25 protein-coding genes are annotated in these 25,943 nt (G+C 55.2%); 19 read left to right on the top strand and 6 right to left on the bottom strand.

All coding sequences use genetic code 11. The features are described 5' to 3' along the window. Positions 1-130: 130 nt before the first annotated feature. Entirely contained in the window at positions 131-1,777 is a 1,647-nt protein-coding gene (gene fumA, locus ROR01S_RS07680; RefSeq protein ID WP_064359281.1) for a class I fumarate hydratase FumA, read from the bottom strand. Positions 1,778-1,973: 196 nt separating this feature from the next. Here fumA and manA point away from each other — a divergent pair, with 196 nt between their 5' ends. Then, the gene (gene manA, locus ROR01S_RS07675) at positions 1,974-3,152 is read left to right on the top strand and encodes a mannose-6-phosphate isomerase (RefSeq protein ID WP_064359280.1); all 1,179 of its coding nucleotides are present in this window, start codon (positions 1,974-1,976) and stop codon (positions 3,150-3,152) included. 98 nt (positions 3,153-3,250) lie between these two features. Continuing rightward, positions 3,251-4,795, top strand: a complete 1,545-nt coding sequence (locus ROR01S_RS07670) for a YdgA family protein (RefSeq protein ID WP_064359279.1) — start codon at positions 3,251-3,253, stop codon at positions 4,793-4,795. Between the two features lie 178 nt (positions 4,796-4,973). On the opposite strand, the gene ROR01S_RS07665 is transcribed toward ROR01S_RS07670, so the two are convergent. Next, complete coding sequence (locus ROR01S_RS07665) at positions 4,974-6,002, bottom strand: Mal regulon transcriptional regulator MalI (RefSeq protein ID WP_004862601.1); 1,029 nt, start codon at positions 6,000-6,002, stop codon at positions 4,974-4,976. 174 nt (positions 6,003-6,176) lie between these two features. On the opposite strand from ROR01S_RS07665, the gene malX reads away from it, so the two are divergent. Both malX and ROR01S_RS07655 read left to right on the top strand, forming a co-directional pair. Continuing rightward, positions 6,177-7,769, top strand: coding sequence for a maltose/glucose-specific PTS transporter subunit IIBC (gene malX, locus ROR01S_RS07660; RefSeq protein WP_004862603.1), 1,593 nt, complete (start codon positions 6,177-6,179; stop codon positions 7,767-7,769). A 49-nt stretch (positions 7,770-7,818) separates the two neighbouring features. Next, complete coding sequence (locus tag ROR01S_RS07655) at positions 7,819-8,991, top strand: MalY/PatB family protein (RefSeq protein WP_064359278.1); 1,173 nt, start codon at positions 7,819-7,821, stop codon at positions 8,989-8,991. Positions 8,992-9,061: 70 nt separating this feature from the next. On the opposite strand, the gene ROR01S_RS07650 is transcribed toward ROR01S_RS07655, so the two are convergent. Then, a complete protein-coding gene (locus ROR01S_RS07650) occupies positions 9,062-10,090 on the bottom strand; it encodes a CorA family divalent cation transporter (RefSeq protein WP_004862606.1) in 1,029 nt (342 codons plus the stop codon). Positions 10,091-10,277: 187 nt separating this feature from the next. On the opposite strand from ROR01S_RS07650, the gene ROR01S_RS07645 reads away from it, so the two are divergent. The 4 genes from ROR01S_RS07645 (at position 10,278) to yedF (ending at position 13,898) form a co-directional block, all read left to right on the top strand. Further along, positions 10,278-11,900, top strand: coding sequence for an inorganic phosphate transporter (locus ROR01S_RS07645; RefSeq protein WP_064359277.1), 1,623 nt, complete (start codon positions 10,278-10,280; stop codon positions 11,898-11,900). Positions 11,901-12,064: 164 nt separating this feature from the next. Further along, the gene (gene ydfZ, locus ROR01S_RS07640; protein WP_064359276.1) at positions 12,065-12,268 is read left to right on the top strand and encodes a putative selenium delivery protein YdfZ; all 204 of its coding nucleotides are present in this window, start codon (positions 12,065-12,067) and stop codon (positions 12,266-12,268) included. Positions 12,269-12,456: 188 nt separating this feature from the next. After that, entirely contained in the window at positions 12,457-13,668 is a 1,212-nt protein-coding gene (gene yedE / locus ROR01S_RS07635) for a selenium metabolism membrane protein YedE/FdhT (RefSeq protein WP_004862613.1), read from the top strand. Continuing rightward, on the top strand, positions 13,665-13,898 hold the full coding sequence (yedF, locus tag ROR01S_RS07630; RefSeq protein WP_004862615.1) for a sulfurtransferase-like selenium metabolism protein YedF: 234 nt from the start codon (positions 13,665-13,667) through the stop codon (positions 13,896-13,898). Before yedE ends, yedF begins: the two co-directional genes overlap by 4 nt. A gap of 55 nt (positions 13,899-13,953) precedes the next feature. Here the strand turns inward: yedF and metQ are convergent, their stop codons facing one another. Continuing rightward, positions 13,954-14,769 carry a methionine ABC transporter substrate-binding lipoprotein MetQ gene (metQ, locus tag ROR01S_RS07625; protein WP_015584210.1) on the bottom strand — a complete coding sequence of 272 codons (816 nt, stop codon included), beginning with the start codon at positions 14,767-14,769 and terminating at the stop codon, positions 13,954-13,956. Between the two features lie 254 nt (positions 14,770-15,023). On the opposite strand from metQ, the gene ROR01S_RS26995 reads away from it, so the two are divergent. Both ROR01S_RS26995 and dgcJ read left to right on the top strand, forming a co-directional pair. Further along, positions 15,024-15,194: a hypothetical protein gene (locus ROR01S_RS26995; RefSeq protein ID WP_004862622.1), complete on the top strand. Its 171-nt coding sequence runs from the start codon at positions 15,024-15,026 to the stop codon at positions 15,192-15,194. A 93-nt stretch (positions 15,195-15,287) separates the two neighbouring features. After that, positions 15,288-16,820, top strand: coding sequence for a diguanylate cyclase DgcJ (gene dgcJ / locus ROR01S_RS07620; protein WP_015584209.1), 1,533 nt, complete (start codon positions 15,288-15,290; stop codon positions 16,818-16,820). A gap of 13 nt (positions 16,821-16,833) precedes the next feature. On the opposite strand, the gene ROR01S_RS07615 is transcribed toward dgcJ, so the two are convergent. Further along, a complete protein-coding gene (locus ROR01S_RS07615) occupies positions 16,834-17,547 on the bottom strand; it encodes a hypothetical protein (RefSeq protein WP_004862627.1) in 714 nt (237 codons plus the stop codon). Between the two features lie 31 nt (positions 17,548-17,578). On the opposite strand from ROR01S_RS07615, the gene ROR01S_RS26990 reads away from it, so the two are divergent. Next, entirely contained in the window at positions 17,579-18,010 is a 432-nt protein-coding gene (locus tag ROR01S_RS26990; protein WP_155728878.1) for a hypothetical protein, read from the top strand. 49 nt (positions 18,011-18,059) lie between these two features. Next, entirely contained in the window at positions 18,060-19,061 is a 1,002-nt protein-coding gene (gene add / locus ROR01S_RS07610) for an adenosine deaminase (protein WP_064359275.1), read from the top strand. A 36-nt stretch (positions 19,062-19,097) separates the two neighbouring features. Here add and ROR01S_RS07605 read toward each other — a convergent pair whose 3' ends face one another. Next, complete coding sequence (locus ROR01S_RS07605; protein WP_064359274.1) at positions 19,098-20,138, bottom strand: oxidoreductase; 1,041 nt, start codon at positions 20,136-20,138, stop codon at positions 19,098-19,100. Between the two features lie 189 nt (positions 20,139-20,327). Here ROR01S_RS07605 and blr point away from each other — a divergent pair, with 189 nt between their 5' ends. The 7 genes from blr to rsxC all read left to right on the top strand — a co-directional run. Next, positions 20,328-20,477, top strand: coding sequence for a division septum protein Blr (gene blr / locus ROR01S_RS25880; RefSeq protein WP_071824612.1), 150 nt, complete (start codon positions 20,328-20,330; stop codon positions 20,475-20,477). A gap of 126 nt (positions 20,478-20,603) precedes the next feature. Beyond that, complete coding sequence (locus ROR01S_RS07600) at positions 20,604-21,974, top strand: GH1 family beta-glucosidase (protein ID WP_032717535.1); 1,371 nt, start codon at positions 20,604-20,606, stop codon at positions 21,972-21,974. Between the two features lie 217 nt (positions 21,975-22,191). After that, positions 22,192-22,407 (top strand): transcription modulator YdgT, encoded by a 216-nt coding sequence (gene ydgT / locus ROR01S_RS07595; RefSeq protein WP_004862642.1) that lies wholly within the window; start codon positions 22,192-22,194, stop codon positions 22,405-22,407. Between the two features lie 68 nt (positions 22,408-22,475). Continuing rightward, a complete protein-coding gene (locus ROR01S_RS07590) occupies positions 22,476-22,916 on the top strand; it encodes a DUF2569 domain-containing protein (protein WP_004862645.1) in 441 nt (146 codons plus the stop codon). Between the two features lie 79 nt (positions 22,917-22,995). Next, complete coding sequence (gene rsxA / locus ROR01S_RS07585) at positions 22,996-23,577, top strand: electron transport complex subunit RsxA (RefSeq protein WP_004862649.1); 582 nt, start codon at positions 22,996-22,998, stop codon at positions 23,575-23,577. A gap of 1 nt (position 23,578) precedes the next feature. Beyond that, positions 23,579-24,157 carry an electron transport complex subunit RsxB gene (rsxB, locus tag ROR01S_RS07580; protein ID WP_015584207.1) on the top strand — a complete coding sequence of 193 codons (579 nt, stop codon included), beginning with the start codon at positions 23,579-23,581 and terminating at the stop codon, positions 24,155-24,157. Beyond that, on the top strand, positions 24,150-25,943 hold a 1,794-nt coding region (gene rsxC, locus ROR01S_RS07575), incomplete at its 3' end, for an electron transport complex subunit RsxC (protein ID WP_064359273.1). The genes rsxB and rsxC, both read left to right, overlap by 8 nt.

Genomic DNA, 25,943 nt, shown 5'->3' with positions numbered 1-25,943 from the left:
ATACAAAGTACGTAATTACGACAAAGCTCACCTGCTATAAAGGGTTAAGTATTGGTCAAATTTTTAAGATTATGTTGCTCGTTCGTGCCGCTAAACGACATAAAAAAACCGCCCCGGAGGGCGGCTTAGATTATTTCACACAGCGTGTGCACTGCGAGGTCTGAATCTGCTGGAAGAAATCGTTGCCTTTGTCATCCACCAGGATGAAGGCCGGGAAATCTTCCACTTCGATTTTCCAGATAGCTTCCATCCCCAGTTCCGGATACGCCACGCACTCCAGGCTGCGGATACTCTGCTGCGCCAGCACCGCCGCCGGGCCGCCAATGCTGCCGAGATAGAATCCGCCGTGTTTGTGACAGGCGTCGGTCACCTGCTGGCTGCGGTTGCCTTTTGCCAGCATCACCATGCTGGCGCCGTGGGACTGCAGCAGATCAACATAGGAGTCCATGCGCCCCGCGGTGGTTGGGCCGAGCGAACCTGAGGCATAGCCATCGGGCGTTTTCGCCGGACCGGCGTAGTAGATCGGATGATCTTTCACGTACTGCGGCAGCGCTTCGCCGTTATCCAGCAGCTCTTTCAGCTTCGCGTGGGCGATATCGCGCGCCACGATGATGGTACCGCTGAGCGACAGCCGGGTCGATACCGGGTACTGCGACAGCAGTGCCAGAATCTCGCTCATCGGCTGATTGAGATTAACCTTCACCGCTTCACCTTCACCGGCCTGACGCAGCGACTCCGGAATGTATTTACCCGGATTGCTTTCCAGCTTCTCAATCCAGATACCGTGGCGGTTGATTTTGGCCTTGATATTGCGGTCAGCGGAGCAGGAGACGCCCATGCCGACCGGACAGGAGGCTCCGTGGCGCGGCAGACGCACTACGCGGATATCGTGGGCGAAGTATTTGCCGCCGAACTGGGCGCCGAGGCCGAGATTTTGCGCTTCCAGCAGCAGCTCTTGCTCCAGCTGAATATCGCGGAACGCCTGGCCGTGTTCGTTACCTTCAGTCGGCAGACCATCATAATATTTGGTCGATGCCAGCTTCACGGTTTTCAGCGTCGATTCCGCCGAGGTGCCGCCAATCACGAAAGCGATATGGTACGGCGGACAGGCCGCGGTGCCGAGGGTGCGCATCTTCTCAACCAGGTAGCTTTTCAGCTTCGCCGGGGTAATCAGCGCTTTGGTTTCCTGATACAGATAGGTCTTGTTGGCCGAACCGCCGCCCTTGGCGATACAGAGGAATTTGTATTCGTCGCCGTCGGTGGCATACAGGTCGATCTGCGCCGGCAGGTTAGTCCCGGTGTTGACCTCTTTATACATATCCAGGGCCGCGTTCTGCGAGTAGCGCAGGTTATCCTGGATATAGGTGTTATACACCCCCTGCGCCAGCGCCGCTTCATCGCCGCCGCCGGTCCAGACGCGCTGGCCCTTTTTACCGGTGATGATTGCGGTACCGGTATCCTGGCAGGTCGGCAAAATGCCTTTGGCCGCGATATCGGAGTTGCGCAGGAACTGCAGGGCGACGTATTTGTCGTTTTCGCTGGCTTCCGGGTCGTTAAGGATATCGGCGACCTGCTGCTGGTGCGCCGGGCGCAACATGAAGGAAGCATCGTGGAAAGCGTGTTGTGCCAGAAGGGTCAGCGCCTGAGGTTCAACCTTCAGGACTTCCTGGCCGGCGAATTCGGCGACAGAGACGTAGTCACGACTGAGGAGATAATACTCGGTGTCATCCTTTTTAAGGGGAAAAGGATCCTGATAAACAAACGGTTTATTCGACATTGTGCTCTCACTTACTGCTGGGCTGATTATATTTCAGGCAGACACTCCATTTGCCTGTAGAAAAGCGAGTCGATCAATTTTACACAAAATTTTAACAAAAACTGAGACAGGGACGACTTTTTCTTTCAGCAGTTGCTTCTCGGCGGTTTGCTGGTTTAATAGAGCGATTATTATCATGTGGAAACAGGGATTGAGAATGCAAAAGCTCATTAACTCAGTGCAGAACTATGCCTGGGGAAGTCACACCGCATTAACGGAACTTTATGGTATCGCCAACCCGGACGACCTGCCAATGGCAGAGCTGTGGATGGGCGCGCATCCGAAGAGCAGTTCGCAGGTTCTCGACGCTGACGGTCGCCCGCACGCGCTGCGCCAGATCATTGACGGCGACAAGTCCGCCCTGCTCGGCGACAAGGTTGCACAGCGTTTCGGCGAACTGCCGTTCCTGTTTAAAGTGCTCTGCGCCGCCCAGCCGCTCTCCATTCAGGTTCATCCGAACAAGCAGGCTTCAGAAATTGGCTTTGCCAAAGAGAACGCCGCCGGCATTCCGCTGGATGCCGCTGAACGTAATTATAAAGATCCTAACCACAAGCCGGAGCTGGTCTTTGCGCTGACGCCATTCCTGGCGATGAACGCGTTCCGCGAATTTAACGAGATTGCCGCCCTGCTGCAGCCGGTTGCCAGCGCGCACCCGGCCATCGGCGAATTCCTCAGTCACCCGGATGCTGAACATTTAAGCCAGCTGTTCGCCGGCCTGCTCAATATGCAAGGCGAAGAAAAAGCGCAGGCTCTGCGCGTGCTGCAAGCGGCGCTGGATAACCAACAGGGCGAACCGTGGCAGACCATCCGCCTGATCGCCGAATTCTATCCCGACGACAGCGGCCTGTTCTCTCCGCTGCTGCTTAACGTGGTGAAGCTGAATCCAGGCGAAGCGATGTTCCTGTTCGCCGAAACACCGCACGCCTACCTGCAGGGCGTGGCGCTGGAGGTGATGGCCAACTCGGATAACGTGCTGCGTGCCGGCCTGACGCCAAAGTACATTGATATTCCTGAGCTGGTTGCCAACGTGAAGTTCGTTGCCAAGCCGGCAGGCGAGCTGCTGACTCAGCCGGTGAAACAGGCCGCGGAGCTGGATTTCCCGATTCCGGTCGATGATTTCGCCTTCTCCCTGCACGATCTCTCGGCACAGGAATCCACCCTCGACCAGCAGAGCGCGGCTATCATCTTCTGCGTAGAAGGCGAAGCGGTTCTGCGTAAAGGTGAACAGCGTCTGACCCTGAAAGCCGGTGAGTCGGCCTTTATTGGCTGTAACGAGTCGCCGGTCGCGGTCAGCGGCAGCGGTCGTCTGGCGCGCGTCTTTAATAAGCTCAAGTAAGTTACTGAACTTTTTAGTCGCGCTTGCTAGACTTTCCCTCATCATGACAACATGACCAGGCGGCTCGATCCGCCTGGTTTTATTTATGGACAAATGCTATGAAGAAATCGCTGGTCGCAGCAGGAATTATCGTGGCGCTGGGCGTCATCTGGACAGGCGGCGCCTGGTACACAGGGAAACAGCTGGAAAGCCACCTCGCCGAGGTAGTGCAACAGGCTAATGCGCAGCTACAGAGCAGCGCGCCGGAAGCGGGCGTCGAGCTGTCATGGCAAAACTATCAGCGCGGCGTATTCAGTAGCCACCTGCAGCTGGTAGTGAAGCCGGTTGCCGGTAAAGAGAACAGCTGGCTGGCGGCCGGGCAGTCGCTGGTGTTTGATGAAGTGGTCGATCACGGCCCCTTCCCGGCGGCAGCGCTGAAATCCGGCCAGCTTGCCCCGGCGATGGCGTCCGTCAGAACCACGCTGGTCAATAACGATGCCAGCAAAGGGCTGTTTGATATCGCCAAAGGCGAGTCACCGTTTACCATCAATACCCGGATTGCCTACAGCGGCGACAGCCGGTCGGCTATCGCCCTGAGACCACTGGACTACGCGAAAGGCGATGAGAAAGTCACCTTCAGCGGCGGTCAGTTCCAGCTCGATGCGGATGCGGAAGGCAAATCGGTGAGTCTGAGCGGCGAAGCGAGCAGCGGTCAGATCAACGCGCTGAATGAATACAACCAGAAAGTTCAGTTGAACTTCAATAACCTGAAAACCGACGGCGCCACCGAGATGACCAGCTTCAATGAGCGCATCGGTAAGCAGAAAATCTCCCTGGAGAAGCTGTCGATTGGCGTTGAAGGGAAAGAGCTGGCCCTGCTGGAAGGCATGAACATCGATGGCCAGTCTTCGCTGACTGAAGACGGTAAAGGGATTAACAGCCAGCTGGATTACACCGTCAACAGCCTGAAGCTGCAAAACCAGGATATCGGCAGCGGTAAACTGACCGTCAAGCTGGCGAATCTTGACGGCCAGGCCTGGCATCAGTTCAGCCAGCAGTACAATGCCGAAGCGCAGGCGCTGATGGCGAACCCGCAGCTGGCGCAGAATCCTGAGCTGTACCAGCAGGCGCTGACGGAAACCTTCTTTAAAGCGCTACCGATTTTACTGAAGGGTAACCCGTCGCTGACTATCGCCCCGCTGAGCTGGCGCAACGCCAAAGGGGAAAGCACCTTTAATATGTCTGTTCTACTGAAAGACCCGGCGCTGACCACCGCTGAACCGCAAACGCTGGCGGATGAAGTGGATCGCAGCGTCAAGTCGCTCGACAGCAAGCTGGTCATTCCGGTCGATATGGCCACCGCATTTATGACTCAGGTTGCCGGCCTCGAAGGCTACCAGCCGGAAGATGCGGCTAAACTGGCAGACCAGCAGGTGAAAGGTCTTGCCGCCATGGGCCAGATGTTCCGCATTACCGCGATGGAAGACAACGCGATCACCTCCAGTCTGCAATACGCCGAAGGTCAGGTCACCCTGAACGGGCAGAAAATGCCGCTGGATGAGTTCGCCGGAATGTTTGGCTTTACTCTGCCGGCAGCCCCTGGCGCCGAACCGCAGGAAACCCTGCCAGAAGAAGTGGCGCCGCCGGTCGCGCCGCAGCAGTAATCTCGCGATTAGCCCCTTTCGAGGGGCTCAGTTTAGCGGTCAGTGCCCGGCGGCGCTTCGCTTGCGCGGGCCTACCGGAAACGTGGCAACCGCTACAATCACGCAGGCCCGGTAAGGCGTAACTGCCACCGGGCCAGAATGCGGGAACCATAGTTTACATCTGAGCCCTTTCGAGGGGCTATTTTCGGGTCACCAGCCGCGGGGGCATAATTTGATTTCTCGCGCTCATCTGCCCCTTCTCCAGACGCCGTAGAATACATTCCGCCAGGCTTTGGCCCATCTCGCGCGCAGGCGTGGTGACCCAGGTCAACGGCACATCATCCAGCGCGCTTTCCGGGACTTCGGCAAAAGCCGCCAGCGCCACGCGCTGTTCAAAATAGCTCTCCACGCTGTCTTCACCGCTCTGGCGTCCCGCTCGCATCAGGCCAAACCAGGCGCCGGTGGCAATCACGTTGTTGTAACACAGCACGGCGGTTATGGTCGGGTTCTGCCGCAGCAGCGAGGCCATTGCTTCGGCCGCCAGCTTTTGGCTGGATTCGCACTCCACGACCCATTCGCTATGAAACGGCAGACCGTACTTCAGCAGCGTCGCGCAGTATCCGCCCACCCGCTCCGCCCGCGTCAACGACGCGCTTTGTCCGCCGAGCCAGGCAATGCGCTGGTGTCCGCGGCGGATCAAATGCTCGGTGACAATCTGCGCGGCCTGCATATTATCCGGGCGGATAAGGTCGATATCATCGAGGTAGCTGGCGCGGGAGGCAAACACCAGCGGCATACCAACCTCCGCGGCGCGATCGCGCAGTTCGCTACCTTTGTCGATAGCACCGGCAATAATCACCCCGTCTACACCCTGCGAAATCAGGGTTTCAAAACGTTGACGCATTTTTTCCCCACCGTAGCCGCCCTGGGTAAGAAAGACCATTTTCCCCTCGGCCTCAAGCGCATCGGTCAGCCCGGCGGTAAGCTCCGCATAAAACGGCTTGGAGAGGTCGCTCACGATAAGACCAATCACGCCGCTCTGCCCGCCGCGCAGTGCAGCCGCCTGGCGGTTACGCACAAAACCCAGCTGTTCAATCGCCTGATTGACGCGCTCGCCGGTGGCCGACGATATCCGGCCTTTGCCGCTCAGCACCAGTGAGACCGTACTCACCGACACTCCGGCCACCTGCGCAACGTCGTTAATGGTGATCTTTTTTGCGATAGCCATAACTGCAACCGTCTCCCTGTGGCGGTCGATAAAACGTTTTATCAATGGATTACCTTTATAAACGTTATCTTCGCCTGATTATGTGATTTTTATCGCACTAAAAAGTGATAAAACGTTTTATCTTTCCGTAGCGTTACACCCTACCCATAACTTAAAAAATCAGGATTCGTGTTAATGACGGCAAAAACGACACCAAAAATTACCTTGTGGGAGTTTTTCCAGCAGTTAGGAAAAACGTTTATGTTGCCCGTGGCATTGCTTTCTTTTTGCGGGATCATGCTGGGGATCGGCAGCTCTTTAAGCAGCCACGATGTGCTCACCCTGCTGCCATGGCTCGATATTCCGCTGCTGCAGGCTGTGTTTGTCTGGATGAGCAAAGTCGGCTCCTTCGCCTTTAGCTTCCTGCCGGTGATGTTCTGTATCGCGATTCCGCTGGGGCTGGCGCGTGAAAATAAAGGCGTGGCGGCCTTCGCCGGCTTCGTCGGCTATGCGGTCATGAACCTGGCGGTGAACTTCTGGCTCACCGCGAAAGGGATTCTCCCCACGACCGATGCCGCGGTGCTGAAAGCCAACAATATCCAGAACATCATCGGTATTCAGTCGATCGATACCGGGATCCTGGGGGCGGTGATCGCCGGGATCATTGTCTGGATGCTGCACGAGCGTTTTCACAATATCCGCCTGCCTGACGCATTAGCCTTCTTTGGCGGCACGCGTTTTGTACCGATTATCACCACCGTGGTACTCGGGCTGGTTGGTCTGGTTATCCCCCTCGTCTGGCCGGTCTTTGCCATGGGAATTAATGCCCTCGGTCACGTGATTAACAGCGCGGGCGACTTCGGACCGATGATCTTCGGCACCGGCGAACGTTTGCTGCTGCCGTTCGGTCTGCACCACATTCTGGTGGCGCTGATTCGCTTTACCGAAGCGGGCGGGACCATGGATGTGTGCGGTCATACCGTCAGCGGCGCGCTGACTATCTTCCAGGCGCAGCTAAGCTGCCCGGAAACTCACGGCTTCTCAGAAAGCGCCACCCGCTTCCTGTCGCAGGGTAAAATGCCGGCATTCCTCGGCGGCCTGCCGGGAGCGGCACTGGCGATGTACCACTGCGCACGTCCGGAAAACCGTCATAAAATTAAAGGCCTGCTGATCTCCGGGGTGATTGCCTGTGTCGTCGGCGGCACCACTGAACCGCTGGAGTTCCTGTTCCTGTTCGTCGCCCCGGTACTGTATGTTATTCACGCCCTGCTGACCGGCCTTGGTTTCACCATTATGGCGGTGCTGGGCGTCACTATCGGCAACACCGACGGGAACGTCATTGACTTCGTGGTCTTCGGCATCCTGCACGGTCTGGCAACCAAGTGGTATCTGGTGCCGGTGGTTGCCGCCATCTGGTTTGCGGTGTATTACGGCATCTTCCGTTTCGCCATTACCCGCTTTAACCTGAAAACGCCGGGCCGCGATATCGAAACCCAGACAGCCTTTGACAAAGCCGTGAGCGGCGTCACCGGTAAATCCGGTTACAACGTGCCGGCAATTCTGGCCGCGCTGGGCGGAGCCGAGAATATCGTCTCCCTGGATAACTGCATTACCCGCCTGCGGCTGTCGGTGCACGACATGAGTAAAGTGGATAGCGCCGCGCTGAAAGCCAACCGCGCCATCGGCGTCGTACAGCTGAATCAGCATAACCTGCAGGTTGTTATCGGCCCTCAGGTGCAGTCGGTGAAAGATGAAATGACCGTCCTGATGAATACCGTCCAGGCATAAACGCCCGCCCCCTCCTGACCCGGAGGGGGCTTTGATAAAGGAAGTGTCAATGTTTGATTTTGCAACGCCTGTCAATCGCCACGGCACCTGGTGTACGCAATGGGACTACGTAGCCGACCGCTTCGGCGCCGCCGACCTGCTCCCCTTTACTATCTCCGATATGGATTTCGCCACCGCCCCCTGCATTCTTGATGCCCTCAGTCAGCGCCTGGCGCACGGCGTGTTCGGCTACAGCCGCTGGAAAAACGATGAGTTTCTGGCCGCGGTCGCCCACTGGTACGCCAGCCGCTTTCACTGCCCCGTTAACCGCGATGCGATCGTCTATGGCCCGTCGGTCATTTACATGGTAGCGGAGATGATTCGCCAGTGGTCTGACGAAGGCGACGGTGTGGTCGTCCATACCCCGGCCTATGACGCTTTTTATAAAACCATTGAAGGAAACCGGCGTCGCGTTGCATCGGTGCCGCTGACGCAGCGGGATAATCAGTGGCATTGCGATATGGCGCAGCTTGAACGCACGCTGGCGGAGCCGCGCAACACGCTGCTGCTGCTGTGCAGCCCGCATAACCCGACCGGGAAAGTGTGGCGCCGCGAGGAGCTTGAGACCATGGCCCTGCTGTGCGAAAAACACGGCGTGAAGGTCATCAGCGATGAGATTCATATGGATATGTGTTGGGGTGAGCATCGTCATACGCCGTGGTGCGACGTCGCTCGCGGGCCGTGGGCGCTGTTCACCTCCGGCTCAAAAAGCTTCAATATTCCCGCGTTTACCGGGGCTTACGGCCTGATTGATGATGCCGCATCCCGCGAAGCTTATCTCACGGCTCTGAAGAATCGCGATGGCCTCTCTTCGCCTTCCGTACCGGCGCTGGTCGCCCATATTGCCGCCTACCGTGAAGGGGCCCCGTGGCTCGATGCGCTGCGGGCCTATTTGCAGGACAACATGCGCTATATTGCTCAGGCGCTCAATCACGCCTTCCCGCAGCTGAACTGGCAGCCGCCGCAGGCCACCTATCTCGCCTGGATCGATCTGCGCCCGCTCGGCGTAGATGACCGCGCGCTGCAAAAAGCGCTCATCGAGGTACAGAAGGTCGCCATTATGCCCGGGTATACCTACGGCGAAGAAGGCGTTGGTTTTGTGCGCCTCAATGCCGGCTGTCCCCGGGAAAAACTGGAAAAAGGCGTCAACGGATTGATTGCCGCCCTGCGCGCTTTAGCATAGCGATACCGCGGCGTACCGCACGGCGTCGGCCGTGTTAAACGCCGCGGACAAGTCTGCCCGGATCCCCGGCTCACAAGTCGTCCCGCCGCCGAAAGGCCAGATATCCGGCCCCAAGGGTAAATCCACCGACAAGCAGCACCAGCAGGATAAACCCGTGATGATTGGTGGACAGCGGGATCCCCCCGACGTTCATACCGAAGAACCCCGCCACAATATTGATCGGTAACGCCAGCACGGTAATGACCGTCAAGGTATATAGCGTGCGGTTGCTTCTTTCCATTTGCCGGGCGCTGATCTCCTCCTGCAGCAGGCTGATACGCTCGGTCAGCCCGGAGAGATCGTTGAGCACCACGGTAAACTCCTCGGTGAACTGGCGAAACTCCTGAACCACGGAGCGATCGATCCACGCCGGAGGCCGGTTGAGGAGTCGAAACATGGCTGCCGGTTCGGGGGCCAACAGCCGCTGAAAGCGCAGGAGCATCCGCCGCAGGCGCGCCAGGTCGGCGCGGTTACGCTGGACGTGGTTACTGAGCAGCCGCTCTTCGATGGCATCGACATGGCGACTGGCCTGGCGCACCACCTGTTCCAGCACCTCCTCCTGCTCCTCCAGTAAAAAGGCCAGCAGCGCGGTGGAGGATGTTACGTGCAATGTCGCCAGCCGTGGCAACATCCATTCAATAAAGCGCAGCGGCTTATAGCGGGCCGTCACCACCAGCTTCTGACTGCAGTACAGCCACAGCGTCGATGTTTCTGCGGTGGTCTCTTTGGGATGAAAAATGACGTCGTTAAGCACGGCAAACAAATTGTCGCCCTGGCGCTCAATGCGGGTGGTGTGAGAGCCGTCGCGGATCTCCTCAAAGAAAAAATCGGCAACGGGGAAATGATTCATCAACCACTTCTCGGCGGTTGCGTGGTTGAGATTGAGATGCAGCCAGACGAAATCATTTTCGCCGTCCAGCTCGTGAAAGCGGGCGCATACTTGCTGGGAGGTGATTTGCAGCGGCTGATGCCCTTCCCGAAAAAGAAAACCGTACACCAACCCGGAGACTTCCATATCAAAATCGGGCTTTAACATCTTTCCTGCGACATCTTGACTCATATATCCCTCAGGATTGTATTGCATGCTGTTCGGACCCGAATAAAGTCATCTTTCGCTATTTTTCAGAGCCTGGCAAGGTTAATGATTTGTTCATCAAACGGAAACCTGGCTGACATCTGCGTTTTATAAGTTCAGCGCTGTCACCCGTAACAATTTATCCTGTCTGACGTTTAAAGGAAGGTTCCTGATGAGCGATAACAGCAGCTCGCAACGCGTTGCGCCGGGCCTTAGCCCGCAAATCATCCAGTCAAAGATTTACCAAAAGAACAGTAAAAAAACTGTTCTTTTTTTTGTCTTTTTATTAGCTATCGGCATCGCATTTTCCGCCGTGAGCTTATTTAACGACGTGGCCCGTTCAGGAACGGTATATACCAGCTACCTGCCTTTTCTTTTATTAGGGCTGGCTTTATTGATTGCTCTCGGCTTTGAGTTTGTTAACGGCTTTCATGATACCGCCAACGCCGTGGCCACCGTCATCTATACCCACTCCCTGCCGCCGACGGTCGCGGTCATGTGGTCCGGCTTTTTTAATTTCCTCGGCGTGTTGCTCTCCAGCGGCGTGGTGGCCTTCGGTATCATTTCATTACTCCCGGTCGAACTCATTCTGCAGGCCGGTACCGGCAACGGGTTTGCCATGGTGTATGCCCTGCTGTTTTCAGCCATTATCTGGAACCTGGGCACCTGGTGGTTCGGCCTGCCGTCCTCTTCGTCACACACGCTGATCGGCTCGATCATTGGCGTCGGCGTTTCAAACGCGCTGATCCACGGGCGCAACGGTACCAGCGGCGTCGACTGGGGCCAGGCGGTCAATGTCGGCTATTCTTTGCTGCTCTCGCCGGTGGTCGGTTTTGTCTGCGCCGCCGTCCTGCTGCTGCTGTTAAAGCGTTTCGTCAAAAACAAGCAGCTCTACGCCGCACCGAAAAATGACGCGCCGCCGCCGCTGTGGATCCGTAGTCTGCTGATCCTCACCTGTACCGGCGTCTCGTTTGCCCACGGCTCTAACGACGGGCAAAAGGGAATGGGGCTAATTATGCTGATTCTGGTGGGGACCATGCCCATTGCCTATGCGCTTAACCGCACTCTGCCGCCGGAACAGGCACCGCGGGTCGCGGCGCTGGCCGAAGTCACCGAAAACAGGCTGCTCAAACAATTCCCGGGCAACCTCCCCACCGATCCTCGTGAAGTGTTGACCCAGTATGTGCGCGACAGCCAGCTGACGCCGGACGTATTACCGGCGCTGGCGCGCCTTTCCGGCATTATTGGCGACCAGATACGCCAGTACGGTTCGGTAGATAAAATCCCGGCCCAGGCGGTATCCAACACCCGTAACGATATGTATCTGGCTTCGGAAACTATCAAGCATTTGAAGAATAACCCCGATCTCCAACTGCCGCTGGAGACATCGCAGAATCTCGATGCGCTGAAAAAAGAGCTCGATAGCGCCACGCGTTTCATTCCGTTCTGGGTCAAAGTGGCCGTTGCTCTGGCGCTCGGACTGGGCACCATGGTCGGCTGGCGGCGTATTGTCGTCACCATTGGCGAGAAGATCGGCAAAACGCACCTGACCTACGCGCAGGGTGCCAGCGCAGAACTGGTGGCGATGAGCACCATCGGCGCCGCCGATGCTTTTGGCCTTCCCGTTTCCACGACTCACGTCCTCTCTTCCGGTATCGCCGGAACCATGGCGGCAAATCGCTCAGGACTGCAGTTTTCTACCGTGCGTAATCTGCTGATGGCCTGGGTACTGACGCTGCCCGCCTCGGTGATCCTCTCCGCGGTGCTGTACTGGATGTTCGCAAAAGTGTCCTAGCCACCGGCGCAGATTTGCCCGCTTCCCGCCCGTCGCCCTGACGGGCGGACTCATGGGTAAAAACAGCCATGATTTTGATAAAGCTCAAAAAAATTCACTGGCAAAAGGTGTATTAAAAAGCCGCTAACCATCCCGTTCAGCTATTTTGATAAGAGGAGGAAACCATGAAAACTTACGATCGTAACCGTAACGCTATCTCAACAGGCAGCACGGTTATGGTGGCAGGAAATGGCGTGACGGGCGTCATTAAGGCCATCCACGGCGAAGGTAAAACGGCGGAACAATTACGCCGCGCTGACTGCGTGGAAATAGAAGGCTGCGAAGGGTTATATTGCCCAATGAGCCTTATTCGGCTGGGCTTTCATTAATTACCTCCCGGCGATGGCTCGTCGCCCTGCCGAAAGAGAATAAAGGCCGCCGCGGCGGCCTTTATTTTTGTTGCCGGATCGATTCATTTTGATCCCATCGAGCGTTTTCTCGCTATAAGCGGCGTATTATCCCGCCTTCTTTCACCCCGCCCGGGGTAATTTACCTTCTGAGTTCAGAGGCATCTTTCATGACATGGCAACAGTTCAAACAGGCCTACCTGATTAAATTCTGGGCACCGGCCCCCGCGGTTATCGCCGCCGGTATTCTCTCCACCTATTATTTCGGTATTACCGGCACGTTCTGGGCCGTGACCGGGGAATTTACCCGCTGGGGCGGGCAGTTATTGCAACTTGCCGGCGTTCATACCGAGCAGTGGGGTTATTTCAAACTGATTCATCTCGAAGGGACGCCGTTAACCCGCATTGACGGCATGATGATTATCGGCATGTTTGGTGGCTGTTTCGCCGCCGCGCTGTGGGCAAACAATATCAAATTACGCCTGCCGCGCAGCCGGATCCGTATTATTCAGGCCGTAGCGGGCGGGATCATTGCCGGTTTTGGCGCACGCCTGGCGATGGGCTGCAACCTGGCAGCCTTTTTTACCGGTATTCCTCAGTTTTCCCTCCACGCCTGGTTCTTTGCCATCGCGACAGCTATCGGGACCTGGTTTGGCGCACGCTTTACGCTACTGCCCCTGTTTCGAATTCCGGTCAGGATACAAAAAGTTTCTGCGGCCTCGCCGCTCACACAAAAGCCGGCGCAGGCGCGGCGTCGTTTTCGCGCAGGAATGCTGGTGTTCTTCGCCATGATCGCCTGGGGATTACTGACTGCACTCAATCAGCCTAAACTCGGCCTGGCGATGCTGTTTGGGGTCGGTTTTGGTCTGCTGATTGAACGTGCGCAGATCTGCTTTACTTCGGCATTCCGCGATATGTGGATCACCGGACGCACCTATATGGCCAAAGCGATTATCTTCGGGATGGCGGCGAGCGCGATTGGCATTTTCAGCTATGTGCAGCTGGGCATGGAGCCCAAAATCATGTGGGCAGGCCCGAATGCGGTGATCGGCGGCCTGCTGTTTGGTTTCGGTATTGTGCTGGCCGGCGGCTGTGAAACCGGCTGGATGTACCGCGCCGTTGAAGGTCAGGTTCACTACTGGTGGGTAGGACTGGGCAACGTCATTGGTTCGACGATTCTGGCCTATTTCTGGGATGATTTATCCCCAGCGCTGGCCACCAGCTGGGATAAAGTCAATCTGCTGGCCACCTTCGGGCCTTTTGGCGGCCTGCTGGTGACCTATCTGCTATTATTTATCGCGCTGATGCTGGTCATTGCCTGGGAGAAACGCTTTTTCCGCCAGAAATCCGCCGCCATGGCCAATGTTAAGGAAACCGCATGAAAGCTATCGTTCCCGATTATCGTCTCGACATGGTAGGCGAACCCTGCCCCTATCCGGCCGTTGCCACTCTGGAAGCGATGCCTTCGCTTAAAAAAGGGGAGATTCTGGAAGTGGTCAGCGATTGCCCGCAGTCGATTAATAACATTCCGCAGGATGCCCGCAACTACGGTTATACGGTGCTGGACATTCAACAAGACGGGCCAACCATCCGCTATTTAATCCAGAAGTAATCCCTCCCGTCCAGGCCGGTGACGCGCTCCCGCCGCCGGCCTGATGCCATACAGATTACCAGCCTTTTACCGCGTCGCCTTTGTACAGCTCCGCTGCCGCAGCGGCGACTTCATCACTTTGATACGCTTTCACCAGGTTTTTCACCTTTGCACTGTCTTTGTTATCAATCCGGCTGGCGAAAATATTGACGTAGGGTGAATTTTTATCTTCGATGAAAAGCCCGTTGCGGGTTGGCGAGAGCCCAACCTGACTGGAAAATGTCGTATTAATCACGGCAAGCGCAATTTGCCGATCGTCAAGCGCGCGAGTTAGCTGCGGCGCCTCAATCTCGACGATTTTCAGTTTCTTCGGGTTGTGCACAATATCTAACGACGTTGGCAGCAGACCCACCCCATCTTTAAGGGTAATCAGGCCCTGCTTCTGCAGCAAAAGCAGCGAACGTCCGAGGTTGGTCGGATCGTTTGGCACGGCTACCTGAGCACCTTCAGGTAGCTCATCAATGGCGTGTATTTTCTTCGAGTAGGCGGCGATCGGATAGACGAATGTTGTGCCCACCTCAACCAGCTTGTAGCCGCGCTCCTGGATCTGTTTATCCAGGTACGGTTTGTGCTGGAAAGCGTTGATATCCAGATCGCCGTTATTCAGCGCTTCATTGGGCAAAACGAAATCGTTAAAGGTGACGACTTCGACATCAAGGTTATATTTCTCTTTCGCCACCTTCTGCGCCACCGCCCATACCTGCTGATCGATCCCCGCGCTGATACCCACTTTGATATGATTCGGGTCCTGCCCGGCGGGACCACAGGCGGCAAGCAGCGTGGTGCTGGCGACAAGCAGCGAAACAGCAAACTTCTTCAGCGTAAAAATCATAATCCCAGAGTCCTTTTTAAAATAGCCTGCCGCTTATAGCAGGAAAAGTAGCGCCTGAGACTATAGGAAATATCATTGGCGATATTAAAGACTGATTCACTATGATTTATAGCGATTGGCTATGAGCCTGTCTCATGGCTGAGTTTTCCTCGCGGAGCTGTCACGGAGGCGACGAAATTATAGTTTAACTCACTGGAAAAATTGGCTAATGAAGATTAAAATTTCAATCAGCTAACGGATGAAAGGGATTTTTCATGGCTGATGAGGTCAGTGAACCATGGCTGAACGCAAGCGTATTCGATGAGTCCGCCTGTTCCAGCATATTACTTGATGATTTTATTGCCAGCCGGAGGGCACGCATGAAAAATAAACACCGCTGGCAGAAATATACCCATCCCTTTGTCGTTGCTGTTCTCATTTATTGATGAAAACGTTGACGTTCGGGGACGTTACATTACCAGTGCTCCAGCGCCATCGGACCTGGGTTATCACCGCTTCAGGCACACAGGTCATTGAGTATGGACACCAAAATCTTTTCCGTTAATTTCCGGTATATCAATACGCTGATCGTGATTCTGACCACCTCAATTTTCATCGGTCTCATCACGCGTGAATACCGCGATCTGGAAAGATATATGGGCTACGTGGCGGAAAATGGACGATCCGCGCTCTCCCATGCGGAATATATCAACCAGAATATGGCGTTCCAGCTTTCCCGGGCTTTTTCAGTTTTGCCTGCCTCGCCAGGTGTGCAAAAGAATAAGCGTGACAAGGTGTGCGAACATCTTGAATCGGCCAACGGTGTTCAGGGGTTAAACCTTAGCAACCAGACATATCGTGGTTTAAACGGGACATTGCAAACCCGGAATGCGGACTGCCAGGTCTGGGCCGAGGATGTTCCTGCGCTTTCTGTTATTCAAAATGATCATCGGATATCGGTGTCAAAATATACCTTCTCCAGCTATCGCGGCTACATTTTCAATAACATCCGCTATTATATCGATCTGATCAATAATTATATTTATATTAATAAAATCATTGACGTTAATAAATACCAGTTTGATAACTGGTTAGTCCGTGATGATAACGTGATCGATATCACTCGCAGCGCCCATACTATCAGCATCGATCGTCGCGCATTGAACGATTTACTCCATGGTGAGAACATCACTTCCCATATTTACCGGGACGGCTACACCAAGAAAAATATAATTAGTATGCTCACGCCAGTTTTTCAGAACGGTTTAATCAAAGGCATCATTGTCACCGATGTTAATATTGATGATTTGACCACTGCGTTTTACACTGCGGACCGCCCGGTACTCTGGCGCTTCCTGTCACTGTATGTCACGGATGAGTCAACCGCTGGTGATATTTATTTCCATCGTTCGATACTCAAATCTATTAACATCATTAAATACCAGGCGAACTTAACACCGTTATATAAGCTGAATGTTAAACTTGACCTTATCTATTTTATTATCAATAACTTATGGTTAGTATTCATCTATACCCTCAGCACCTGGCTGCTTTGTCGCTACACGAAAAAGCAAATGGCACGTCATGCTGAACTGTCCAAAGATAATATTACGGATACCATGACCGGCCTTTATAACCGAAAAGTGTTGAACGACGCGCTAAGTCATAAAATAGACGCGGCATTGGCAAAGCATATTCCTGTTACGCTGGTGTCTATCGACAGCGATGGTCTGAAGAAAATCAATGATACCCTCGGACACCATATGGGCGATAAAGTCATCCAGTCATTAGGCCGCGCCATCGAGCAGTCGATTCGTAAAAGTGACTATGGCATCCGTGCTGGCGGCGATGAATTTCTATTAATTCTCTTCGATACCGACTACGCGAAAAGCTTAGACGTCATCGCCCGCATCAAAGAAAACCTGCGCCATACCGATAAAGACAAGCGGGTCTCCTTTTCGCATGGCAACTATCCATTAGAAGCTGGCGATTCTCTTGAAAGCGCGATCAACAAATCCGATCAGCTGTTGTACGTTCACAAAAGAAATAAACATGCCGTACCCGGTAAATAACCTGTGCCGTCTCTCAGGGATGTCGGTAACCGATGTCCGGGTTCTGGAGGTGAACAAAATCACAGCGCGCCCAGTTGTAGTTCACTTTGACGAGCTTGAGTTCTCCTGAAACCGTACCAAAGCGCCGCGCCTGATTCTGCTGGAAGTATCGTCGCAATTGTGCGGGCAGAAAACGGGCTTGGTAGCGCAATAGCGTACTGTGCCAGAAAGGCGCCGGAAGCGGCGTAGCAGCGTGCCGGGCAAGCAGTTCTTGTTTCCAGGGTGATGCCAGAACTTTCTGACAAAATGCGTGGCGCATCGCAACCGCCGCCTCATCCGGAATCCCGGCAAGCAATAGCTGGCCAGGCAGGGCAACCAAACGCAATTCTCTGACCGTTATACGTCGGGCCTGATAGTCAGCCCACATTTCACCTAATTGCGAAATCTTTTCGGGAAGGACCTCGTTTTCAGCGTATAGCGGGAGAGTCAACGGTAAAAAGGTAAAATGAAAACACGCTTCCGGCAACCTGTCCGCCAGTACGTCGTCGCGCACCAGATCGTTTAGTTTATTGAAAAGTTGCTGTATTTGAGCAGGCATTGTGGGCCGTATGCCCGTTGCAAGCGCCAGCTTTGTTGGGTCATAGTCCGGCGTCTCGCGAATGCTACCAATACCCTCGTTTTCCAGCCAGGTCGCCTGGGTCTTCTCGTTCGTTGATTGATAAACGCTATCCAGGTGAATCACTTTCATCTTAAATTGTCATCATGCATAGGATGAAGCATTGGCGTACGCCGTTGCCGTGAATGAAAAAATCTGCTTTAACCGGGTTAACCCGGTTAACTTTATTTTATCTGAGTTGAAACAACGCCCCTCTGGCTCACAGTTTATCGATCTTCGCAACGGCTATCTGCCACGTTTGCCCACCCGATGCGAGAGTCTGCTGCTGGAATCGAATGGCTTTCTTTGCATCTCTATCGTGAACGCCCCGGATTCCTTAGACCCCCTCTCCTTCACGCAACGTCCCGCATCCTATGCCGGCCTGCTGGCTAAGTTTAGTCGACAGGATAATCGCCCGCCGCCCGGCCCACCGCCCGCAAGTTTGCCGGGGATCCTGTTCGGGCCAGGAGACTCTCGTGATGTAGGTTCAAAACCGATCGCGGCTCTTACAGATGATTGTATCCACTGGATTTTTTCAATGCTTTTAAAGAGTTAAAGAATTGCTGTATAATGACGTGCACTTTAACTAAAAAATGAGTGCGACCATGATTGATTTAACTTTGCCATTAACCGACATTCACCGCCACCTTGACGGCAATATTCGTGCCCAAACCATTCTCGATCTTGGCCGCCAGTTCAATATCACCCTTCCGGCAACCTCACTCGACACGCTGATCCCCCATGTACAGGTCACCAGTAATGAACCCGATCTGGTCAGCTTCCTCGCCAAACTGGACTGGGGGGTAAAAGTTCTGGCCTCGCTGGAAGCCTGTCGTCGCGTGGCTTATGAAAACGTCGAGGATGCGGCACGCAATGGTCTCCACTACGTTGAGCTGCGTTTTTCCCCGCGCTATATGGCCATGACCCACCAGCTGCCGGTCGACGGCGTGGTTGAAGCCGTGATTGCCGGCGTACGCGAAGGCAGCCGCGATTTTAATGTCGAAACCCGTCTGATTGGTATTCTGAGCCGGACATTCGGTGAAGCGGCCTGCCAGCAAGAGCTGGACGCGCTGCTTGCCCACCGCGAAGCGATCACCGCCCTGGATCTGGCGGGTGATGAGCTCGGTTTCCCGGGCAATCTGTTTATGGAACACTTTACCCTCGCTCGCGATGCCGGCTGGCGTATTACCGTGCACGCCGGCGAAGCGGCCGGTCCGGAAAGCATCTGGCAGGCTATACGAGAACTAGGAGCAGAACGTATCGGACATGGCGTAAAAGCGGTCCAGGATCCGGCTCTGATGGATTATCTTGCGCAGCAGCGTATCGGTATTGAGTCCTGCCTGACCTCCAATATCCAGACCAGCACCGTGGCATCTCTGGCAGAGCATCCGCTCAAAACGTTCCTTGAACACGGCGTTCTGGCATCCATTAATACCGACGACCCGGCGGTACAAGGTATCGACATCATTCACGAATACACCGTGGCCGCGCCGGCAGCAGGCCTGAGTCGCGAGCAGATTCGCCAGGCGCAAATTAATGGTCTGGAACAGGCGTTTCTCAGCAACCAGGAAAAAGCGGCGCTGATTCAGCGCGTTCAGCAGGCCTGACCCTCAGCCCGGCGGCCTCGCTGCCGGGCAAAGACTCTAGATCAGACTCAGGGTGGCGCGATGTTTCGCCGACTCCAGACCGAGCTCAATCAACTCCATAATCTGAATCGCCTGGCTGGCAGGCACCGGATTTTCGCCGCTGCCATTCAGGGTGTCGCGAATGGCGGCATAGTAAGCCGGGTAGTTGCCCGGCAGAGTGAGCCAGTTTTCCGTCGTGCGAGCGTCCCCTTCAACCCGCGTCAGCACCCCGTCGCGCATATCGTATCCCCAGTCTTCCTGCGGCAACCGCTCGCCATTTTTCAGCCGCTCCTCCTGCGGATCCAGCCCATATTTGACATAGCTTGCCCGGGATCCGTGAACGATATATCGCGCGGTTTCTGCTGCCGCCAGCAGCGTACCGTGCAACACGACCCGGCGCTGGGGATAAGCCAACACGGCGTGGAAATAGTCGGTAGCCTGGGCGCCCGGACGCAGCTGCGCCAAATCAACGGTCATACTGACCGGCAGGCCAAATAAATTGACGACCTGATCAAGAAGGTGCGGCCCCAGATCGTACCAGATTCCGCTTCCCGGGCCGCCCTGTTCGCGCCAGCGGTTACGCACCTCTGGACGATAGCGATCGAAGTGCGATTCGACGTAACCTACCTCGCCGAGCAGCCCTTCATGAATCAGCGATTTCAGCGTCAGAAAATCGCTATCCCAGCGGCGGTTATGAAAAACGGACAGCAGTCTGCCGCAGCGTCTGGCCACGACCTCCAGCTCTCTCGCCTGTGACAGTGTCACGGTAAAAGGTTTATCCACGACCACATGCTTACCCGCTTCCAGCGCCGCTTTCGCCAGCGGGAAATGGGTATCGTTTGGCGTAGCGATGACGATCAAATCAATATCGGGGTTGCTCAGTAAGCCTGCGGGTTCAGCCACCACGTTCACCAGAGGCCAGTCGGCCAGGACTTTCTTTTCATCGCTACTGGACACCGCGGCCAGCGTCATTCCCGGCGTACCGCTGATTAACGGCGCATGGAAAGTTTTACTCGCATATCCGTAGCCAATCATCCCCACCCGGATAGTGTCACTCATCTTGCTGCCCTCTCATTCAAGGATTTTTGCCCTCTGATAACTATAAGCTTCAATTGATTTATTAGCTTTGCTTATGCTTCTCAAGCGTTCACCTTTACAGCAATGGTGATAATACTCTTCCGCCAGCCCTTGCGTTACTCTCCCCATTTAGTAACATTTACTCCTGTTTTAACTTTTAATTTCAGGATTATGGCAAACGTTTTTAACCGAATTGTAGAACTTATTGGTTGGGTTGTATTTGGCGTCTCAGCCCTGCTTTTGGTTATCGCTCACCACATTGATAACTACCAATCCCCGCCTCCAGCTAATGTTGTGCAAACGACCTCGCTGCCCCATTAGCCTGTCAGCCTCTGCTGACGCTAAACAGTGACCCACTTCGCAAGCGTGCAACCGGTTTCAGAAACCGGTTGCACAGCGATAAACGCATTCACTACACTCTCTTTATCATTCGATAAGGAGTTTTTCATGGCCGCATTTCCGCAACATTTTCTTTGGGGCGCCGCCACCGCAGCCTATCAGGTTGAAGGCGGTCACGATGCCGACGGTAAAGGCCCGTCAATCTGGGACATATACGCCCATCAGCCCGGCGCGACATTCGAGAACACCAATGGTGACGTCGCCGTCGATCACTATCATCGTTTTCGCGAAGACGTTGCCCTGATGGCCGAAATGGGCCTGCAAAGCTACCGTTTCTCTATCTCCTGGCCTCGCCTGCTGCCTCTCGGCCGTGGCGAAGTTAACGAAGCGGGCGTCCGGTTTTATAGCGATTTGATCGATGAGCTGCTGGCTCACAATATCGAGCCGATGATTACGCTCTATCATTGGGATCTGCCGCAGGCGCTGCAGGATGAAGGGGGCTGGGAAGCACGAAGCACCGCCGAAGCGTTCGCCGAGTATGCCCGCCTGTGTTACGCGCGCTACGGTTCCCGGGTGAAGCTGTGGGCAACCTTCAACGAAACCATTGTGTTCATCGGTCACGGCTATATTAACGGCTGTCATCCGCCGGCGGTACGCGATCCGGCGCGCGCTATCCAGGCCTGTCATCACGTTTTTATTGCCCACGCGCTGGCGGTTAAACAGTTTCGCCAAAGCGGTATCAAGGGCGAGATTGGGTTCGTTAATGTCCTGCAGCCGCATACGCCGCTCACCGACAGCGCAGAAGATCGCCAGGCCAGCGACATGGCGGACGCAATACATACGCACTGGCTATACGATCCGGTGTTAAAAGGCCATTACCCCGAGTCGCTTTTGCAGCAGACCCAGACCCTGTGGGGTGTTCCGCAGTTTGCTCCCGGCGATGACGCGCTGCTGCGTGACAACCGCTGCGATTTTATTGGACTCAACTATTATCGCCGTGAAACCGTCTCAGCCCGACCTCAGGAGGGACCCTGCGGCGGTGAACCGGGCGTCGAAGGTCTGTTTTACTTCGTGCGTAACCCGCAGAGCACCTATACCGAATGGGGCTGGGAGATTTGGCCGCAGGGGTTAACCGACGGCATAATGATGATCAAAGCACGCTATGGCGATATTCCCATTTACATCACCGAAAATGGTTTAGGCGCGAAAGATCCGATTATTGATGGCGAAGTCGTTGACGATCCGCGCATCGACTATCTTAGCAGCCATATTAATGCGCTGGAAAAAGCCCTTGAGGCGGGGGCCGATGTCCGCGGTTATTATCCGTGGTCGTTTATTGATCTGCTGAGCTGGCTGAACGGTTACCAAAAACAATACGGTTTTGTGTATGTCGATCATCAGCAAGGGCTCGCCCGTAAACGGAAAAAGAGCTTTTTTTGGTATCAAAACGTTATTGCCAGCCGGGGCAAACAGCGTTAATCTTCTCTCCCAGGCGCCGCCCGGCGCCTGATTTAGCACTAGAATATTCTTAAATTTCTTTTGACTACCCCAGGAATGAAATCATTTCTTGTCTTTAGTATTTACAACCTAAATAATTTCATCCGGCCCGTTAAGAAGGCACCGTTTGTTGAAAGTTGGTTTACCGACAGTTGTTAATATTCGACTTGTTTATTCCGATTATAAAATGGAACCGCAAATGACCGTTCAGGACTACTTATTAAAATTCCGTAAAATCAGTTCCCTTGAAAGCCTTGAAAAACTTTTTGACCATCTTAACTATTCCCTGACCGACACCACGGAAATCGTCAACATGTATCGCGCAGCCGATCACCGCCGGGCAGAGCTGGTTTCTGGCGGTAAATTGTTCGATGTCGGGCAGGTTCCGAAATCCGTCTGGCGTTACGTGCAATAAAAACTGTTCTCAGCCATGCCAGTTGCTTATACTCCCGCTCTTTATTTTGATTGAATCCGGGAGAAATCATGTCTTCTCACTCTGCAGAACGTATCGGCGGGTGGCTGCTGGCACCGCTCGCATGGCTACTGGTTGCTCTGCTTAGCACTTCGCTGTCGCTGTTGATCTTTGCTAATGCGTTGATGAGCTCCCGGACCTACGCCCTGCTGGCGGAAATGAGCGCCGGGCACCTCCTGCTTTGGGTGGGGTCGCTGCTGTTCGCCCTCGCCATGTGGTACTATACCCTGTGGCTGACCATTGCGTTTTTCAAACGGCGAAGCATCGTACCAAAGCACTATATTATCTGGCTGCTCATCTCTCTGCTGCTGGCGATAAAGGCCTTTGCTTTTTCACCCATTTCAGACGCGATGGCCTTGCGCCAGCTGCTGTTTCCGCTTCTTGCCGCGGCGCTGTTGGTCCCCTATTTCAAACGTTCCGCACGGGTTAAGCGAACCTTCGTGAATTCGTAATAACCCCACAGTTAACCTGTTGTCGCCGGTATCGATTTATTCGATAATAGGCGGCTTTTTCTGTTTTCAGGTCGAGTTGATGGCTGATTATTTACTGCTCTTTATTGGTACTGTCCTTGTGAACAACTTCGTGCTGGTGAAGTTTCTTGGACTGTGCCCGTTTATGGGGGTTTCCAAAAAACTGGAAACCGCAATGGGGATGGGGCTGGCCACCACCTTTGTGATGACGCTGGCCTCAATTTGCGCCTGGCTGATTGATACCTGGATTCTTATCCCGCTTAACCTGATCTACCTGCGGACCCTGGCTTTTATCCTGGTTATCGCGGTAGTGGTGCAGTTCACCGAGATGGTGGTGCGTAAAACCAGCCCTGCCCTGTATCGACTGCTGGGTATTTTCTTACCGCTGATCACTACCAACTGTGCGGTGCTCGGCGTCGCGCTGCTGAATATTAACCTCGGGCATAACTTCTTGCAGTCCGCGCTCTACGGTTTTGCCGCCGCGGTCGGTTTCTCGCTGGTGATGGTGCTGTTCGCCGCTATTCGCGAACGGCTGGTGGTTGCGGATGTGCCTGCGCCGTTTCGTGGTAATGCCATTGCCCTGGTTACTGCGGGTTTAATGTCGCTGGCATTTATGGGCTTTAGTGGTTTGGTGAAGTTGTAATATGAGTGCAGTCTGGATAGCCGTGATCGCCATTAGCCTGTTGGGGCTCATTTTTGGCGTGATTCTGGGATACGCCTCCCGTCGGTTTGAAGTAGAAGATGATCCCGTTGTTGAAAAAGTCGATGAGCTTCTTCCGCAGAGTCAGTGTGGACAATGCGGCTACCCCGGCTGTCGTCCTTATGCCGAGGCCGTCGGCACTCAGGGTGAGAAAATCAACCGCTGCGCCCCAGGCGGCGAAGCGGTGATGCTAAAAATTGCCGCTCTGCTGAACGTCGACCCGCAGCCCATCGATGGCGATGAACAACAACTCGAGCCTGCACGCATGCTCGCGGTCATTGACGAAAATAACTGTATCGGCTGCACAAAGTGTATCCAGGCCTGCCCGGTTGATGCGATTGTCGGCGCAACTCGCGCAATGCACACCGTGATGAGCGATCTTTGTACCGGCTGTAATCTTTGCGTCGCGCCCTGCCCGACGCAATGTATTGAAATGGTTCCTGTCGCGACGACCACTGAAAACTGGAAGTGGGACCTGCACACTATTCCAGTACGCAATATTCCTGTGGAACAACATGTTTAAGCTATTTTCCGCGTTCAGAAAAGATAAAGTCTGGGACTTCAACGGCGGTATTCACCCGCCTGAAATGAAAAGCCAGTCTAACGGCACGCCGCTGCGCCAGGTTTCCCTGCCGCAGCAGTTTGTGATCCCGTTAAAACAGCATATCGGCGCTGAGGGTGAGCTCTGCGTGCGGCCTGGCGATCGTGTACTGCGTGGTCAGCCGCTGACCCGCGGCTGGGGACGAATGTTGCCGGTTCATGCCCCGACCTCCGGTACCGTCAGCGCCATCGCGCCGCACTCGACCGCTCACCCTTCCGCCCTCGCCGAGATGAGCGTCATTATCGATGCCGACGGTGAAGACCGGTGGATTGAGCGTGACGGCTGGAGTGATTACGCAAACAAAACCCGTGAAGAGCTCATCGAGCGTATTCACCAGTTCGGCGTGGCCGGGCTGGGCGGCGCGGGATTCCCGACCGGCAGCAAATTACGCGGCGGCGGCGACAAAATTGAAACCCTGATTATTAACGCCGCTGAATGCGAACCCTATATTACCGCCGACGATCGCCTGATGCAGGATTGCGCAGCGCAAATTATCGCCGGCATCCGCATCCTGGCCCATATTTTACAGCCGCGCCAGGTGCTGATCGGTATTGAGGATAATAAACCGCAGGCCATCTCGATGATGCGGGCAGTCCTTGCCGATGCTCACGGTATCGAACTGCGGGTGATTCCCACCAAATACCCGTCCGGCGGCGCGAAGCAGCTGACGCAGATCCTCACCGGCAAACAGGTTCCCCACGGCGGGCGCTCGTCGGACATCGGCGTGCTGATGCAAAACGTCGGTACCGCCTATGCGGTTAAACGTGCGGTGATCGACGGTGAGCCGCTGACCGAGCGCGTTGTCACCCTCACCGGCGAGGCGGTTACCCGTCCTGGCAACGTGTGGGCGCGACTGGGAACGCCGGTTCGCCATCTGCTGGAAGATGCCGGCTTCTGCCCGAGCGCCGAACAGATGGTCATTATGGGCGGCCCGCTGATGGGGTTCACCCTGCCGTGGCTTGACGTTCCGGTGGTCAAAATCACCAACTGCCTGCTGGCGCCATCGGCAAGCGAAATGGGCGACCCCGAGGAAGAGAAAGGGTGTATTCGCTGCAGCGCCTGTGCGGACGCCTGTCCGGCCGATCTGCTGCCGCAGCAGCTGTACTGGTTCAGCAAAGGCCAGCAGCACGATAAAGCCACCGCCCATAACCTGGCCGACTGCATCGAATGCGGCGCCTGCGCCTGGGTCTGTCCGAGTAATATTCCGCTGGTACAATATTTCCGTCAGGAAAAGGCCGAGATTACGGCTATCCGTCAGGAAGAAAAGCGTGCAGCGGAGGCCAAAGCCCGCTTTGAGGCCCGCCAGGCTCGCCTGGAACGGGACAAAGCCGCACGCCTGGAGCGCCACAAACAGTCTGCTGTTCAACCGGCCGCGAAAGATCATGCGGCGATTAACGCGGCGCTGGCCCGGGTTCGCGAAAAACAACGCGATGCCACCCAGCCGATCGTAGTCCAGGCCGGCGCGAAACCGGATAACAGTGAAGCGATCGCCGCCCGCGAAGCTCGTAAAGCCGAAGCCCGTGCCCGCAAACTGGCGCTGCAGGATCAGGATACGGGGCAACTTGCGACCGAGGCTCACGTTCAGCCCGCCGCCGAAGCCGTCGACCCGCGTAAAGCGGCCGTTGAAGCGGCTATCGCCCGCGCGAAGGCCCGCAAGGCTGAGCAGCAGGCCGCCGCACCGGCTGACGTTCAGCCTGCAACCGAAGCC

Source organism: Klebsiella ornithinolytica NBRC 105727 = ATCC 31898 (assembly GCF_001598295.1).
GTDB lineage: Bacteria > Pseudomonadota > Gammaproteobacteria > Enterobacterales > Enterobacteriaceae > Klebsiella > Klebsiella ornithinolytica.
The sequence above is the reverse complement of the archived record's forward strand: the minus strand, read 5'-3'. Positions and strand labels throughout refer to the sequence as shown.